Origin of the sequence: Streptomyces sp. NPDC060028 (genome assembly GCF_042736725.1) — a bacterium.
Classification (GTDB): Bacteria; Actinomycetota; Actinomycetes; order Streptomycetales; family Streptomycetaceae; genus Streptomyces.
In genome coordinates, this window is the sequence record NZ_JBHWVJ010000129.1 from 1 (window position 1) to 15,241 (window position 15,241).

The 15,241-nt window shown below is 71.9% G+C and carries 16 protein-coding genes and 1 pseudogene; 8 read left to right on the forward strand and 9 right to left on the reverse strand.

Going from position 1 to position 15,241, the window contains the following annotated elements; translation table 11 throughout:
- Positions 1 to 332: 332 nt before the first annotated feature.
- Positions 333 to 773 carry an IPT/TIG domain-containing protein gene (locus ACFWBF_RS35350; protein ID WP_385608944.1) on the reverse strand — a complete coding sequence of 147 codons (441 nt, stop codon included), beginning with the start codon at positions 771 to 773 and terminating at the stop codon, positions 333 to 335.
- Positions 774 to 1,119: 346 nt separating this feature from the next.
- On the opposite strand from ACFWBF_RS35350, the gene ACFWBF_RS35355 reads away from it, so the two are divergent.
- Positions 1,120 to 1,530, forward strand: coding sequence for a RidA family protein (locus ACFWBF_RS35355; protein WP_385608945.1), 411 nt, complete (start codon positions 1,120 to 1,122; stop codon positions 1,528 to 1,530).
- A 35-nt stretch (positions 1,531 to 1,565) separates the two neighbouring features.
- Here the strand turns inward: ACFWBF_RS35355 and ACFWBF_RS35360 are convergent, their stop codons facing one another.
- From ACFWBF_RS35360 to ACFWBF_RS35370, 3 genes are all read right to left on the reverse strand, one after another.
- Positions 1,566 to 2,519, reverse strand: a complete 954-nt coding sequence (locus ACFWBF_RS35360; RefSeq protein ID WP_385608946.1) for a hypothetical protein — start codon at positions 2,517 to 2,519, stop codon at positions 1,566 to 1,568.
- Positions 2,520 to 2,706: 187 nt separating this feature from the next.
- Positions 2,707 to 3,036 (reverse strand): hypothetical protein, encoded by a 330-nt coding sequence (locus tag ACFWBF_RS35365; protein ID WP_385608947.1) that lies wholly within the window; start codon positions 3,034 to 3,036, stop codon positions 2,707 to 2,709.
- A 225-nt stretch (positions 3,037 to 3,261) separates the two neighbouring features.
- Positions 3,262 to 4,191 carry an AraC family transcriptional regulator gene (locus ACFWBF_RS35370; protein WP_385608948.1) on the reverse strand — a complete coding sequence of 310 codons (930 nt, stop codon included), beginning with the start codon at positions 4,189 to 4,191 and terminating at the stop codon, positions 3,262 to 3,264.
- 100 nt (positions 4,192 to 4,291) lie between these two features.
- On the opposite strand from ACFWBF_RS35370, the gene ACFWBF_RS35375 reads away from it, so the two are divergent.
- Both ACFWBF_RS35375 and ACFWBF_RS35380 read left to right on the forward strand, forming a co-directional pair.
- On the forward strand, positions 4,292 to 5,206 hold the full coding sequence (locus ACFWBF_RS35375) for an MBL fold metallo-hydrolase (RefSeq protein ID WP_385608949.1): 915 nt from the start codon (positions 4,292 to 4,294) through the stop codon (positions 5,204 to 5,206).
- A gap of 129 nt (positions 5,207 to 5,335) precedes the next feature.
- Positions 5,336 to 5,974, forward strand: a pseudogene (locus ACFWBF_RS35380) (PP2C family protein-serine/threonine phosphatase); the annotation flags it as partial.
- A 38-nt stretch (positions 5,975 to 6,012) separates the two neighbouring features.
- Here the strand turns inward: ACFWBF_RS35380 and ACFWBF_RS35385 are convergent.
- On the reverse strand, positions 6,013 to 6,699 hold the full coding sequence (locus tag ACFWBF_RS35385) for a hypothetical protein (protein ID WP_385608950.1): 687 nt from the start codon (positions 6,697 to 6,699) through the stop codon (positions 6,013 to 6,015).
- A 125-nt stretch (positions 6,700 to 6,824) separates the two neighbouring features.
- On the opposite strand from ACFWBF_RS35385, the gene ACFWBF_RS35390 reads away from it, so the two are divergent.
- The 4 genes from ACFWBF_RS35390 to ACFWBF_RS35405 all read left to right on the forward strand — a co-directional run bounded on the left by ACFWBF_RS35390 (position 6,825) and on the right by ACFWBF_RS35405 (position 9,991).
- Positions 6,825 to 7,460, forward strand: a complete 636-nt coding sequence (locus tag ACFWBF_RS35390; protein WP_385608951.1) for a TetR/AcrR family transcriptional regulator — start codon at positions 6,825 to 6,827, stop codon at positions 7,458 to 7,460.
- Positions 7,461 to 7,643: 183 nt separating this feature from the next.
- Complete coding sequence (locus tag ACFWBF_RS35395) at positions 7,644 to 7,817, forward strand: CsbD family protein (RefSeq protein WP_385221243.1); 174 nt, start codon at positions 7,644 to 7,646, stop codon at positions 7,815 to 7,817.
- Positions 7,818 to 7,967: 150 nt separating this feature from the next.
- On the forward strand, positions 7,968 to 8,720 hold the full coding sequence (locus ACFWBF_RS35400; RefSeq protein ID WP_385608952.1) for a restriction endonuclease: 753 nt from the start codon (positions 7,968 to 7,970) through the stop codon (positions 8,718 to 8,720).
- Between the two features lie 41 nt (positions 8,721 to 8,761).
- Positions 8,762 to 9,991: a phosphatidylserine/phosphatidylglycerophosphate/cardiolipin synthase family protein gene (locus tag ACFWBF_RS35405; protein ID WP_385608953.1), complete on the forward strand. Its 1,230-nt coding sequence runs from the start codon at positions 8,762 to 8,764 to the stop codon at positions 9,989 to 9,991.
- A gap of 89 nt (positions 9,992 to 10,080) precedes the next feature.
- On the opposite strand, the gene ACFWBF_RS35410 is transcribed toward ACFWBF_RS35405, so the two are convergent.
- Genes ACFWBF_RS35410 through ACFWBF_RS35420 form a run of 3 tightly spaced genes read right to left on the reverse strand, consistent with a single transcriptional unit; the run spans position 10,081 to position 13,697 of the window.
- Positions 10,081 to 10,887 carry a phosphatase PAP2 family protein gene (locus ACFWBF_RS35410; RefSeq protein ID WP_385608954.1) on the reverse strand — a complete coding sequence of 269 codons (807 nt, stop codon included), beginning with the start codon at positions 10,885 to 10,887 and terminating at the stop codon, positions 10,081 to 10,083.
- Between the two features lie 59 nt (positions 10,888 to 10,946).
- Entirely contained in the window at positions 10,947 to 11,927 is a 981-nt protein-coding gene (locus ACFWBF_RS35415) for a YihY/virulence factor BrkB family protein (RefSeq protein WP_385608955.1), read from the reverse strand.
- 6 nt (positions 11,928 to 11,933) lie between these two features.
- Complete coding sequence (locus ACFWBF_RS35420) at positions 11,934 to 13,697, reverse strand: diacylglycerol kinase family protein (RefSeq protein ID WP_385608956.1); 1,764 nt, start codon at positions 13,695 to 13,697, stop codon at positions 11,934 to 11,936.
- 229 nt (positions 13,698 to 13,926) lie between these two features.
- Between ACFWBF_RS35420 and ACFWBF_RS35425 the strand changes: the two genes are divergently transcribed.
- Positions 13,927 to 14,547, forward strand: coding sequence for a hypothetical protein (locus ACFWBF_RS35425; protein ID WP_385608957.1), 621 nt, complete (start codon positions 13,927 to 13,929; stop codon positions 14,545 to 14,547).
- Positions 14,548 to 14,605: 58 nt separating this feature from the next.
- On the opposite strand, the gene ACFWBF_RS35430 is transcribed toward ACFWBF_RS35425, so the two are convergent.
- Positions 14,606 to 15,028 (reverse strand): secondary thiamine-phosphate synthase enzyme YjbQ, encoded by a 423-nt coding sequence (locus ACFWBF_RS35430; RefSeq protein WP_385608958.1) that lies wholly within the window; start codon positions 15,026 to 15,028, stop codon positions 14,606 to 14,608.
- Positions 15,029 to 15,241 lie beyond the last annotated feature (213 nt).

The following is a 15,241-nucleotide window of genomic DNA, read 5'->3' on the forward strand; positions in this document are numbered from 1 at the left end:
CGAGATACACGGGTGTCAAACGCCATAGCCTCAAAGATCGACCGGACAGGTCCTAAGCGCCGCCGGCGAGGGCCAGGACGAGCGGGGGCGCGAACCCGATGCCCTCACCTGTGAGCAGGTCCAGTGCCGCTCACGGGTGCGGGTGCGGGCGCCCGAATGCAATTGCCGACCGGCGAGTGCGGCACGGCCACGGTCACCCCGAACTTCCGCCAGAGCGGGCCGTACTGCACCGGCGCCCGCCGTCGGTCGACCGGACCGGCTGAGCGGCGTCGAGGCGTGCCGCTCACGCCGGGGTGTCGCATGCCCGCAGATCGGCCAGGGCCAGCTACGGGTCAGGCGAGGTAGGTGAAGGGGAGCGGATTGGTGAGCTGCCCGCAGGGGGTGGCGGCGTAGACGGAGACGGTCGCTGCCGCGGGCCACTCGGGGGCGACGGCGAGGACGGAGGTGTCGCTGAGCACCACCACGTCTGTGGCCTCCAGGCCGGTGAAGCAGCCGTCCGGTGCCAGGGTGCCGAAGAGCACCCGGGTGTAGGGGGTGAGGTTGGCGCCGGTCAGGGTGACCTGGGTGCCGCCGCTGCGCGGGCCGGCGTCCGGCTGGAGTGCGACGAGCTGCCCCTGCGCGGTCCCCGGGAGGTCGGGGTGGACGGGGAGTGCGCCGGGGGCGCAGTGCGCGGGTCCGGCGGCCTCGGCGCGCGGGGCGGAGTGGACCAGCGGCAGGGTGCACAGGGACAGCGCGGCGAGCAGGAGCGCGGTTCGGCGGCGGGTACGCGTCATGGCGGAGCCTTCCGGCGGAGGGGCGGGACCGGAGGAGCCCGGGCCCGCCCCATCATGGGGAAGTCATACCATGTGAATCCAGAACAAACTGCTGATGTCGCCGTGATTCGGCGGACGCGGACGCGGACGCGGGCACGGCCCGGTCCCTGCTGGTCGGCGCGGCTGGTGTCGGCCGTACGTGGCGGGCCGGAGTCCCCGCCTGCCACCGGCCGTCACCCCGCCGGTCCTGCGGGGCGCCCGTCGCGATCGGCGCGGACGCCCGTGCAGGCGCTCAAGGACGGCCGAAGCTTCGAGAGGGGCGGAAAATACGGTGCGTGCCGGCCGCGGGATCATCACACTCGCGGGTATGAGCGCGAAGATCACCCGTATCAACCCTGACCAGTTGCACGAGACGCCTGGCTACCACCACATCACCGTGGTCGAGGCCGGCCGGACCGCCTACCTGGCCGGACAATGCCCGCTCGATCGCCAGGGGTTGCTCGTCGGCCCGGGTTCCCTCGACATGCAGATCGACCGGGTCGCGGCAAACGCCGTGATCGCTCTGGCTGCGGTCGGCGCCCTGCCGCGGCACGTCGTTCGCTCGGTGATCTACGTGTGCAGTGATGACATCGACGTCCTGGGTGCAGCGTGGCGCCGTCTCACCGGCTCGGTCCTCGGCCCGGCGTTCACCACGGCCAGCACACTCCTGGGCGTCGCACAGCTCGGCTTCGGCGGGCAACTCATCGAGGTGGATCTCATCGCATCACTACCGCAGTGACGCGCCCTGGAGAACGAAGCCGCGGTGTGCGTTGCTCATGCAGTCGGTCTTGCCGTTGCGGGTTCGGGAGATCTCGGCGAATCTCTCGCTGTCGGGCTCGTGGATGCGCCGTCGTAGGCGGGTGAGGGCGTCTCCGCAGGCCGCGGGAGGGTGAGCCGCCCGCCCGGGCAGGCGCTGTTCCAGGCATCCGGATCCTGGAGGGGACGGGTCAAGCAGCGGTACCGCACGAGGTCCGATCGCTCGGCCGGAGTCAGCTTCCTCGGTCCGCCGAAGAAGCTCCGGTCTGGGTCGGGGTCCTCGTCGACAGCGAAATGGTAGGCGGCGTCGGTGAGGTAGTCGCGGCGGAAGCTCGTATTCCACTGCGAGTTGCTGCCCCAGGCCAGCGACCCGTCGAAGGTCTCCCGGTTACGGCGCACGAATACCTCGTGGAGCGGCGACCGGTCCGCGATGCCCTCGACCAGGTGCCGGGCGCCGGCACGCACCGTCACACCGGTGCGGCTGAACAGCATCTCCCCGAACATCAGGCCCGGCCAGACCGTCCCGGTGATCTCGACCGGCGCCTCGGGGTGCTCGTCCTGCTCGACGTGGACGACCTCGTGGAAGAACGGTTCGAATGCGACGTCGCCGATCGGGGCCATGCCGAGCCGGGCGAAGGCAGCCAGGTACTGGTCACGGGTGATCTGCGGCCAGGACTCGGGCTCGTGGATGTCATGCGCCCAGGGGATGTCAGAGCCCGGCGGCAACAGCGGCTGGAACTTGTAGATCAGTGCGTCGCTGACTCGGCTGAGCGCGTACGCCGTCTCCAGGGGGTCGCCGCGCTCGTACCGGGTCCGCTCCCATTCGCCGAAGGCGGCCAGCGGCGCGAGGGCCTCCCGGACGGCGTCGGTGTGCTCGTCCAGCCACGGTTCGACAACCGCGAGGAAGACGTCCGCACCCTGGTGCGCCTCCACGGCGTGGAAGAGTCGGCGGGCGCGCAGGGCGGGGGTCATGCAGTGCAGCGTAGGCAGACCCGCCCGTGCGGTCGACGGGGTTTCCCGCGAGACGGTGTCGGGATGCCGCGGCCGTGGGAAGCGATCTCCCCGGCCGGATCCCCTTCCGCGAGACCTGTCGTGAAGCACGGCTCTCGTCGCTGTGCCCCGACCGCCGGCGGGGCACAGCTTTCCAGCGCTCGTGCGGCTATGCGGACCTGCGACGGAAGGCACGGCGGACCCCGTACACGACCACGAGCAGCACGATGACGATGACCGCGACGATGACGAGCTTCTTGAAGAACCCGCTGCTCTTCTTGCTCTTCTTGCTCTTCTTGCCCTTCTTGTCCCCGGTGGTGGCCCGAACGGGGGACGACACCGGCGCGTGGACACCGGTCACCGAGCCGGCGCCCACTGCAGGGAGACTGCCCGGCATGAACGCCGTCGCCGCAACGGGCGCCTGCCGAGCGGCTGGCACGCTCGCCGCGGCGGTCGCCGCGGGGCCCAGCAGCAGCCCGGCGAGTACGAGGAGCGGCACGAGGGCCAAGGCCGGCGACGCCGATATCGGGAGCGTCCTCGAAATGTGGTGTTGCTTCACTGTTTCCCCTGTCCTGCGTTGTCCTGACCGTGCCCGGTGGAGCCCGGACGGCCGGGGCCTCAGAGCATCGTCGGCGACTTCGGCTGCCCCGGCAAGGACTTCGAGCGCGGCTGAGTGGTACGCGGACCAAGGGCCCGGTCTTGCAAGGCACCCGCCCAAGGGCTGTTACATGGAAGCCGATTGCCCCGCTGTCGAAGCCCGGTACTGCCCCGGGGTAGTACCGAATTCCCGGCTGAAGGCATGTGAGAGGGCGTACGGGGTGCCGTAGCCGACGCGGCGGGCGATGGTGGCCAGAGGGTACGGGGTGTCGCGGAGCAGGGTGGCGGCGAAGGTCAGGCGCCACCAGGTGAGGTACGCCATCGGTGGACGGCCGACCAGGGTGGTGAAGCGGCGGGCCAGGGTGGCGCGGGAGACGCCTGCCTCGGCGGCCAGACGGTCGTTGGTCCACGGGGCGGCAAGGTCCGAGTGCAGGGCCCGTAGGGCCGCGGCCGCCACCGGGTCGCCCAGTACGGTCGGCCAGGTGCCGCTCCCTTGGGCCGCCCAGGACCGGATCATGTAGACGAGGAGGAGGTCCAGCAGGCTGGGCACCGCGATGCAGGCGCCGGGCCTTTGGTTGCCCAGTTCGTGGCCCAGCAGGTCGACCGCGGCGCGCAGTTCGACATGGGCGCCCACTCGGTTCGGCAGGTGGACGACCTTCGGCAGTTCCGCCATGAGCGGGTGTATGCGACTGCGGTCGAGCCGGTACTTGCCGCACAGCATCTCCACGTTGCCGCAGGCGGCTTGGGGCAGCTGCGGCCCGGTGGTACCGGCGAGCCACCGCTCGAACGGCGCCGCCTGGCTCACGGTTGCCGCATCGGCAGGGGCGTCGGCGATCACGTGCCCGGTGCCGTGTGGCAGCAGCACCACGTCGCCCGCGCCGAGCGAGACGGGAGGGCCGCCGTCGGGCAGCAGCCAGCAGCTGCCCTCCAGCACCACGTGGAAGCCCGCACCGTCGTACGGGGCGAGCCGCGTGCACCAGCTCCCGCCCACCCGCACCCGGTTGGAGGAAGGACGCCCGATGCGTATCGCCGAGACTGCGTCACTCACCACGTCCATCGGGCCAGGATACCCGTAGCGTCATGGGTGAGACGGCTGCGTATCTGCATGAGCTCAACAGGCATTGAGCAGCTCATCACCTCCTCCTAGAGTCGAGGGCATGAAGAGCGAGAGCAAGCAGAGCATCGTGCTCGGCGATGTCGAGGTCATCCGAGTCGTCGAGTGGCAAGGGGCGTTCATACCCGCGCGCGGTCTGGTTCCGGAGTCCGGGGCCGAGGTGTGGAAGGGCAACGAGGACTGGCTGGCGCCTGATCACTGGGAGTCGGACAACGACAGGGCGATGGTGGCGCTGCAGACCTGGGTGCTGCGCAGCGGCGGACGGACCGTCCTGGTCGACACCGGCGTCGGCAACGGGCGCGAGCGGCCCGGCTCGGCGCAGTTCCACCACTGGCAGGGCGACTTCCTGGGTGGGCTCGCGCAGGCCGGCGTCCGGCCGCAGGACGTCGACGTAGTGGTCAACACGCATGTCCACGGTGATCACGTCGGTTGGAACACCGTCGGTGTGGACGGAGGGTGGGAGCCGACGTTCCCCAACGCCCAGTACCTCATCCCGGCCGCGGACGACTTCCACTTCGGCCCGGACAACGCGTACGGGAACGGCCTCCGGGAAGACGACCGGCTGATCTACGAAGACAGCATCGCGCCCGTCCACCGGGCCGGGCAGGCTGTCCTGTGGGACGGCACCCACCGCATCGACGAGCACCTCACTCTGGAGTCCGCGCCCGGCCACACGCCCGGGTCATCCGTACTGCGGCTCGCGTCCGGGGGCGACCGGGCGGTCTTCGTCGGTGATCTTCTGCACAGCCCGGTCCAGATCCTCACGCCCACCTGCAACAGCTGCTTCTGCCTGGATGCGGAACAAGCAGTGGCCAGCCGCCGTCGGATCCTCGAACGAGCCGCCGCCGAGAGGGAACTGGTCGTCCCCGCACACTTCGGCGGGGCCGGTGCCGTGGAAGTCCGGCAAGAGGGGGACGGGTTCACCCTGGGGCGGTGGGCTGCCTATGGCACGGAGTAGGTCGCGCCAGCCGCAGCGGCACCCGCCTCACCCGCGGTGAGACGAGGGGGAGGGGTCACCGTCAGGAGCCGGGACGCACCGAACCGCCCACCCCTGGTGTGCGTCCTGAACAGCATGCCCACCGCAATGGCCGCGGTCACCTCACTGACCCGCTACACCCTGCGCGCCGCCGCCCTGCACGACCCCGACCCCGTCTCCGCCCTCTCGACCCTCAACCAGGCGCTCCACGAGCGCTACACCGGCGGCGACCCCCGCTACTGCACCGCCATCCTCGGCGTTCTCGAACCCGACCCCGCCACCGGGCAGGTCACCGTCGGCCTCGCCTCGGGCGGCCACCCGCCGGCCCTGGTCCTTCGTGCCGACGGCACAGCAGATTTCCTGCCCACCCCCGGTGGCCTCCTCGTGGGCATCCTGCCTGCCGCGCCCTTCGTCTCTGCCACGACCGTCCTCGCCCCCGGCGACACCCTCCTGCTCTACACCGACGGCCTCACCGAAGCCCGCACCGGCGAAGGGCGTACGGCTCTGTACGGGGAGGAAGCTCTGCGCGCCTTCGCCGCCGACCAGGCCGGCAAGTCCCCGGACGCGGTCATCGAGGCCCTGACCGGTTTGCTGGACGGCTTCGGTGACGGCCTCGACGACGACACCGCCCTCCTCGCCCTCGGCGTCCCCACGACGATCCCGGCCAACACCCTGCGCCTCCTGCGGGTCGTCGGCTTGGACCAGGTCTTCCGCTTGCACCCCGACACCGAGTCCGCGACCGGGTCCTGACCGCGGTACTGGAGGGGCCCGTCGGGCCCGGTGGGGGATCAGGCCGGGCGGGCTGTGTTCTGGCAGGCCGGGCGGGGGCGGAGCGCGGCCGGGCGGGCCAGGAGACAGGCCAGGGTGCCCAGGAGGAAGCCGTACACGGATACGAGCCCGTGGCCGTTGGCCTGGGTGAACCACATCGCCAGGCCGAGCGCGGGCACACCGGCGGCGAGCAGGGCCTCCTTGCGCTGCGTCTTGCCCCGGCCGCTGCGCAGGACGCGCAGGAGGAGGGCGGCGGCCAGGGTCGCTCCGAGGAAGTAGGTGGCTCCCGAACTGCCCGCGAAGTTGCGGGGGTCGGTGCTGTGGTGGCCGCCCACGCCGAAGACTGCGTCGATGTGCTCGGGCAGGAGGATCCCGGCGAGGAACAGGCTCAGGGTGAGCGGGGCGCCCCAGAACCAGTCGGCCAGGGCGGCGACGGTGGCGAGCGTGGCGATGTTCCAGGCGCCGCCGAACAGGCCGCCGTTCTGCATGAAGACCGAGGTGACGACCCGCCACCAGCCGGACCGGGCCGGGTCGGCGTCGAGGGCGTCCATGGCACCCGGCCAGCACAGTTGGAGCGCTACCCCGGCGAGGGCGAGCCCGGTCAGGGCCAGCGCCGCCCAGGGGACGCGCCGCCCCCGCAGCGTGTCCTCGCCGATCAGGGCCAGTCCGCCCTTGAACATCAAAACCATCAGTGCTGCCGTGGTCACGTTGAACACCACCGCGCCCATCGCCACCACCCCCCTTCGGTCCCGGTCGTGTGCTTCGAGGACGACGGTAGCCCGAACCGCACCATAATTCAAACACCGTTAGAAAATGGGGTTAGGCTGCTCCCATGAAGCTGACGCGAGAGCGGATCATCGACGCGGGCATGGCGGAGTTCGCCGAGTCCGGCTACCACGGCCTGTCGATGCGCAAAGTGGCGCAGCGGCTCGACGCCCAGGCCGGAAGCCTCTACTACCACGTCCCCAACAAGAGCGCCCTGGTCCAGCTCATGGCGGACCGCGTCGCCCGCCAGGCCTACGAAGCGGGCACGACGGCCCTGTCCGAACTCGACCCCGAAGCGGGCTGGCAGGAACGCGTCGAGGCCCAGCTCGTCACCCTCCGGCAGAGCATCCGGCGCCACCCCGGCGGCGCGGTGATGCTGGCCGACAGCCCCAAGGTCCTCAGCACCGGTGCGCTGTCCCTCATGGAACGACTCCTGGAAACCCTGCACGCGGCCGACATCCCCACCGAGCCCAGCGGCATCGGCGCGGACGCACTGCTCAGCCACGCCACCGGATTCGTCCTCCAGGAGCAGAGCGAGTCACCCGCCATCGCCGTCAGCGCCGAGGATGCCGCCGCGCTGCACGCACGGTTCCCCCTGACGGTGGCCGCCGCCTCTGCCTTCACCGAGGACGACAAGTTCGTCCGCAGCGTACGGCTTCTGTGCGCAGGCCTCGCCACGCTCACCGAACCGGCCTCACAGTAGAAAAGGGCCCGTCACGGGCTGGCACTACGGGCCCTCGTACGACGAGAAGAACATGTACATCTGACCGCGCGGGTCCGCGGCTCGCGGCAACCCGCGCAGCCGCCTGCGGGCATCCGTTTAAGGCCCGGGATCCTGGCCACACGAGGAGTCGTACGAGTTTCCCACCTCAGGGAGTGGTCAGCTGTGTCGGGTAACGAGAAGAACCAGGCCAAGTCCGAGCAGGCCAAGGGCAAGCTCAAGGAGACGGCCGGCCGTGCGGTCGGCAATGAACGGCTGACGGCGGAAGGCCGCGCCGAAAAGGCGAAGGGCGATGCCCGGCAGGCCAAGGAGAAGATGAAGGACATCTTCAAGCGCTGACCGGCCAGAGACCCGCACGACCCGCACGACCGGTATCCGCCGCGGTCCCGAACCCCTCATGGGTTCGGGACCGCGGTGCACGTGAACGGGCATGGGTGCGCGTGGGAACGCGCGTGGGAACGCACCTGAACGAGAGAGGGAGGCTCCGTTATGACGTCACCGGGGGAGGACAGGAGCCCGGCCCGGCCCGGCTCCGCACCGGCCGGGCGGGACGTGGTGCTCGCAGTCGGGCTCGTGGGGATCTGCGTCGGCGGCCTGGCCGTCTTCCTGAAAGCCGTCGGGGTGGCTGACGTGGCCGGGGCCGGTGGATCCGTGGTGCCGATCGCCATGGCAGTGCTCATCACGGTCGGGGTGGCGGTGGCCAGGTGGAGCGTGGCACCCGTGCGCCGCCCGACCCCCGTACGCCGCCCGAGTGCGCCGGATGCGTACGCGCACCCGGCGCCGCAGGTGCCCGACGTCGCGGGGGAGGCCCTGGACCACGCCGCGGTCGACGCCGACGGATTCGAGCACACGGTCGCCGCCCTGTGCGCCCGGGACGGCTGCACACCCGTGGAAGTGGTCGGCGGCGCCGGAGACCTGGGCGCCGACGTGGTCGCGACGACCGCGGACGGACTGCGCCTCGTCTTCCAGTGCAAGCACTACGCCGACGGCAACCGCGTCGGCTCACAGGACCTGCAGCGCTTCGGCGGCACCTGTTTCGCCGTCCACGAGGCCGACGTGGCCGTCGTCGTCACCACGAGCTCCTTCACCGCACCAGCCGCCGAATACGCCGCCGCCTGCGGCATCGTCTGCATCGACGGCGAGGCCCTGGCAGCCTGGACCGACCAGACCGCGCCACCGCCCTGGCAGGCGAGCGCACCCGGACCCGACCGCGAACCCGTAGAGCGGACGTCCACCGCCTGAGCCGCCGACTCCACCGCCGTGCATGTACGAGGAGCACCGAAATGACCAACGGAGAGCAGCTGCTCAGCGGCGCGCCGGACCCGGCCGTGGCGGTGGCCGCCGGCAGCCGCACGGCCGACGAACGGATCCGCCGCATACGCCGACGCCTGGAACGGCTCATCGGCATCGCCGCGACCGAGGGCAACGCCCTGCGGCCGCTGCGCAACGGTGACGAGATCTTCGTCGCGATGCTGGACGGCATCGCCTCCGCGCGCCACACCATCGACATGATGACCTTCGTCTACTGGCGGGGCGACATCGCGACACGCTTCGCCGAAGCCCTCTGTGACCGGGCGCGCGCGGGTGTGCGGGTGAGGCTGCTGCTGGACGGCTTCGGCAGCCGCCTCATCGAGCAGGACCTGCTCGAGCGCATGAGCGCCGCCGGGGTCGAGGTCGCCTGGTTCCGCAAGCCGCTGTACCTTTCGCCGCTCAAGCAGAACCACCGCTGCCACCGCAAGGTCCTCGTCGTGGACGAGCAGACCGCTTTCACGGGTGGCGTCGGCATCGCCGAGGAATGGTGCGGCGACGCACGCAACCCCGGCGAATGGCGGGACACGCACGTCGAAGTCCGGGGTCCGGCGGTCGACGGCATCGCCGCGGCGTTCGCGCAGAACTGGGCCGAATGCCACCGGGAGATGTTCGACGACCGCGACCGGTTCGTCAGCCACGAGCCGAGCGGAGACGCCATCGTGCAGGTGGTGCGCGGTTCCGCGAGTTTCGGCTGGCAGGACATGCAGACGCTGATACGCGTCATCCTGGAATCGGCCGAGGAGCGGGTGCGCCTGGCGACCGCCTACTTCGCCCCCGACACGTACTTCATCGACCTGCTCTGCGCCACCGCCCGTCGGGGCGTCGAGGTCGACATCCTGCTGCCGGGCCCGTACACGGACAAGCGGGTGTGCCAGCTGGCCGGTCAGCACCACTACGAGGCACTCACCGACTGCGGCGTGCGCATTTACCAGTACCAGCCGACCATGATGCACGCGAAGATCATGACCATGGACGGGGTCGTCTCCCTGATCGGTTCGACGAACTTCAACCGGCGCTCGCTCGACCACGACGAAGAGGTCATGCTCGCCGTCATGGACGCCGAGTTCACGGCGACCCTCGACGCGCATTACGACGATGACCTCAAGGCCAGCGAGCTGATCCGCCCGGGTCGCTGGAGGCGCCGCTCGCTCGTACAACGTGCGCGCGAAACCGCGGTGCAGCCCATCCGCCGCTACCTGTAGTGCTGTGACCGGCAAGGTTCACCGAGTCGCGGCGCCCGGCACGGCACCTCGCCGTGCGCGGCACCCGGCGGCCGCTCGGCTCCTACGGCTCAAGGCCGCTCCGGAACACCCGCCGGGGGCTCGGGGCGATCGGCCAGGATCTCCGGCTCCAGACCCTGCGCGGGCGTGGTGCGGGTCCGCCCCACATCCGCCCGCCAGGCTTCGAAGGCCAGGGTCGTCGCCGTGACCACGGCCAGACCGAGCAGCCAGCCCCCCACCACATCGCTCACCCAGTGCACGCCGAGCACCACCCGCGTGTAGCCCACGCCCACCACCGAGACCGCCGCGAGCACCCACGCCAGGGGGCGACAGGCCCGGGGAACCACGGGCAGCAGCGCCAGCAGCAGCACCGCGCAGGACGTGGTGGCCGTCATGGCGTGCCCGGACGGGAACGAGAACCCGGGCGCCTGCGCGACGGGCTGCGGCAGATGGGGCCGGGCCCGTTCGACCGCGTTCTTCACCAGCAGGCCGAGCAGGCCGCCGGCCGTCGCCGTGACGGCCGCCCACAGTGCCAGACGTACCGCCCCGCGGACCAGCAGCCACACCACCAGCGCCGCCACCAGCAGACGCATGGTCAGGGGTCCCCACACGACGTGGCTCAGGAAGTCGAGCACCCGCACCCACGCCGGATGCTCCAGGGCGGCCGCGTGGAGCCGCTCGGCCGTGCCCTGGTCCAGCCGGTGCAGGGGCGCCCACTGCGACTCGACCAGCACCAGGGCGAGCGCGAAGGGTACCGACACCAGGGCGGTGGCGGCCACCGTCGTCAGAAGCCGTACGCCGAACCGCGCATCGGGCCCGGAGCGGGCGGAGAGCAGCCGGGCGGCGAAGTGCCGCGGGCGGGCGGGGGTTCGTGCCATGGTCGTGGTGCTTCCTCTCGGGGAGTTGCCGCGGCCCGCCCGTCGGGGCGCGCCGCGCGTCAGACGCCGGGGTCCTCCGTGACCGGTTCGCTCACCCCGGCCCGTACGGCCTCCAGCTGGGCGGCGAAGGCCAGACCCAGGAACAGGGCCATCGAGGTCAGGTAGGACCACAGCAGCAGCGACACGAACGCGCTGAGGGGCCCGTACACGGTGGCGAAGGAGCCGCTGGCGCCGACGTAGAGGCTCAGCCCCCATGTCGCCGCCAGCCACAGCACCAGGTACACCGTGGCGCCGAAGGCCAGCCACGTGTAGCCGGGCTGGGTGCGGCGGGGGGAGAGGCGGAAGATGGCGCTGGTGGCGAGGATGGCCAGCAGCACCCCCACGGGCCAGCGCAGCAGGTCCCACGCGCGGATGGTGCCCGCGCCGAGGTGGTACACCTCCGCCACGGCGCGGCTCAACTCGGCGCCGAGGACGGTGACCGCGAAGCTGAGCCCCAGGGGCAGACCGGCCAGCACGGACATGACCAGGCCCCGGGTGTACTTGTACAGGAACGGCCGGTCGCGTTCCGTTCCGTAGATGCGGTTCGCGCCCCGCTCCACCTGGCACAGGGCGGTGGTCACGTTCACCACGGAGAACAGCAGTCCGAGCCAGAGGGCCACCTGGCTGCCGTCCCCGGAGTGGTGGCGGCTCTGCGCCAGCGCGTCGTCCACCACGTCCTGGCTCGGGCCCCTCGCCAGCCGCCGGATCGTCAGTTCCGCGACGCGCCCGATGTCCTCGGTGTGCAGCGCGCTGGACAGACCGATGACGGCGATGGCCAGCGGGACGATCGACAGGACCGTCTGCAGGGCCAGTGCCCTGGAATGGCTGAAGCCGTCGGCGTACCGGAACCGGATGAAGGAGTCCCGTACGAGACTCCAGCCCCCGTAGCGCTTCAGCGCCGCCAAGGCCTCCTCGGCGGACAACTCCTCGCCCTCCACCTCCAGCTCGGCTTCCACCGCCGCCACGTCGGCGCGTTGCGGTACCCGTGTCGCGGTTCCCATTGCTCTTCACCCCCTGTGCGCGTGTGTTCGGGTGTCCGTATCCGTGGTGGCCGCCGTGGACGCCTCGTCGGCCGGCGCGCGCGGCGGCAGGCAGATCCGCAACGCGCCCGGCTCCACCTCGGCGCTCAGCCGGGTACCGGCGCCGACGACGTCACCGTCGAGCTCGCGCGGCTGGGGCCTGGCGAAGTGGATGTCGACGCGCACGGCGCTGAAGTACTCCAGCGCGCCGCCGGCCACCTTGCCGTACACGCCGCCGGGGCCGGGCACCGCCCGCCCAGGCAGCATGCGCGCCCCGAGGTGCCCCGCCGCCGCGAGCCAGCCGCGGGCGCCGCGCGGGTCCAGCAGCACCACTTCCAGCCGCCCGCTGTCGGGCCGGGCGTCGGGCAGCAGCGGCAGCCCGCCCTGCAGGGTGCCGACGTTTCCGATGACGACCATGCGGGCGCGGCGTTCCCGTACGGGGCCCCCGTCCAGCCGGATCGACAGGCGCATCCGCGGGTCCCCCAGGTGGCGGACGGCGGAGAGGACGTACGCGGCCCAGCCGAGGCGCTCCTTGACCCGCTCCGACGCGTCCCCGACCATCGCGGCGTCGAAACCGCCTCCCGCCATGACGGTGAACCGGGCGGGCTCCAGCCCGTCGCCCCGTACCCGCCCCACGTCGATCCGCGCGATCTCCCCGGACAGGGCGGTCTCCAGCGCCGTGGCCGGATCGGAGGGCAGCCGCAGGTTGCGCGCGAGCAGGTTGCCGGTGCCGCAGGGGACGACCGCGAGCGGAATTCCCGTACCGGCCAGCACGTCGGCGCAGGCGCGTACGGTGCCGTCCCCGCCGCAGACCACCACGAGAGCGGTGTCCGCCTCGGCAATGCGGTCGGCGAGGCCGCCGGCGGCGTGCTCGGCGGACGTCGCCGTCCACGCCTGTTCGGCGTAGCCGTGGCGGCGCAGGACGCCTCGCACCCGCTCGGCCAGTTCCTCGCCGCAGCCGTGCGGGTGACGTACCACCACGGCCCGCCGGGCTCCGCCGTCGCCATCCCGGGTGGCGCGGGCGGACGGAAGCCGGTCCGCCGGGGCCGCATCGGAGGCGCACCGCGCCACCGGCCGGGGCCGCGCCGACAGCAGCAACGCGTGCGCCACGACGAGCAGGGTGCAGGCCCCGTTGAGCAGGCCGCCCACCACGTCGGAGGGGTGGTGCATGCCCCGGTACAACCGGGAGAACGCCACGGCCACCGGGATCAGCAGCAGGGCTGCGATCAGGACGTACCGCACCCACCGCCGCGCGCCGCGCAGGCGGAGTGCCACGAGGACGGCCAGGCCCCCGAACAGGGCCACGGAGGCTCCGACGTGCCCGGAGGGGAAACTGGAGGTGGGCGGGGCGGCGTCCAGGTGGGGCACGTCCGGACGCGGCCGCTCCACCAGGATGGTGACCAGGAGGAAGACCGCCGACTGCGCGGCCACGGCCGCGGCCAGGAACACCGCCTCCCGCAGCAGCCGCCCCCGCGAGAACGCCAGCAGCGCGGCGACGGCGAGGACGGTGAGCGCGACGATGCTCCGGGTGCCGGCCAGCAGGGACAGCCACTCCGAGAACGGGGTGACGGGGCCGCCGCGGTGCGCGGCCAAGGCGCGGTTGACGCCGTCTTCCACCGCCGGCGGCCACTGGTCTGCGAGCGGCCCGGTCACCAGCAGTCCCACGCCCACCAGCAGGGCCGCTTGCACCGGCAACCACAACAGCACGGGCAGGCGGGCGGCTCTCACGGCGGCGCCGTGTTCAAGTCTCATTGACGCCGTGTAACCCGCCGCCGCCCGCTCATGCGCGCTCGGCCGTGTGCGGTTTCGGCGCACCAGGGAGGGTCGTTGCCCCGGCCGGTACAGCACGCCTGCGTTACCGGCGATACCGGCGTTACCGCGGAGCCGTGGGGACGTTGATCCTGCCGGCGGGCAGGGTTGCGTCGAGGCCGCGCGCCGACCCACCCGCGCCGTGCCCACCTCACCTGAACGGGGAAGTTCCATGAGCCGTCGTCTCTTCGCCCTCACCTGTGTCGCAGCCGCAACAGCCGCCGCGGCAGTGATCGCATCGCCGGTGGCGGCGCCGCCGGCCGTCGCCGCCGACGGGCCTGCCTTCCTCGATGCTCGTGAGCTGCCGCCGCAGGCAGGCACGTCCTGGCATGCCGGACCGGTGACCGACGGCACGCCCGACCCCCTCCCGTTCTGCGTCGGCGAGGCGCTGCCGGGCGCCACGTCGCGGCACCGGGCGTTCTGGACGGACGTCGACACCGGCGCCGTCCAGGTGACGGTGGTCGAACGTGACGAGACCGCGGCGAGGTCGCTGGCCGCGCTGTTCGACTCGGCGGTGAAGGGATGCGCCGAGCGTGTCCAACAGCAGGACCCTGAGGTCAAGGCCGAATGGCGTGACTACGGCCGCGTCGGTGCCGAGGACGGCGCGAGCGTCAAGGGCGTGCGTACGACGCATGCGTGGACCGGCTCCGACGTCCACCTCTTCGCGGTGGGCCGGGACGGGCGGACGGTCACCGTGGTGCACTGGGGCCGCATGGGCACCTTCACGGACGCTCCGGTGAGCGCCTTCAAGAAGACGACGCGCACTGCGGTGAACAAGCTGTACGGAGGCTGAGGAAGCGGGGCCCGTAAGGCCGGCGTCGGCGCCCCCGGCCGCGTCGGGTGCCCTCGGCCTAGCCGAGGAACGACAGACGTACCTGACGTTCGGGGTTGTCTCTGTTGGTGTCGACCAGGCAGACGGACTGCCAGGTGCCGAGCCGAAGCCGGCCATCGAGCACGGGCAGGGTGGCGTGTGGGGGGACGAAGGCGGGCAGGACGTGGTCGCGGCCGTGGCCGGGTGATCCGTGGCGGTGCTCCCAGCGGTCGTCGGCGGGCAGCAGGCTCTGCAGGGCGGCCAGGAGGTCGTGGTCGCTGCCCGCGCCCGTCTCGATGACGGCGATGCCGGCGGTGGCGTGGGGGACGAAGAGATTGAGCAGGCCGTCGCGGCCGGCCGCCACCTCGGACAGGAACTGCTCGCACTGGCGGGTCAGGTCGGTGACGGTCTCGGTGTGGCCGGTGGAGACATCGAGGACTCGGGTGGTGAATCGGTCGGACATGGACACCATCCTGGTCCACCGCAGCGGGCGGCGCGCGTATCGGGCAAGCCCGAGCGGGCGCGCGGGCGCGTCTCGTTCGTCTGCGCGGTGCTCTTCCACACCTGCGGCACGGAAGAGCCCGCGCCCCTGACGGGTGCGCGGGCCCTGAGTGCTGCGGGACTAGGCCGTGTTTTAGAACTCGCTGTCGGACCTCGCCTCAGGCGGTGATGATCA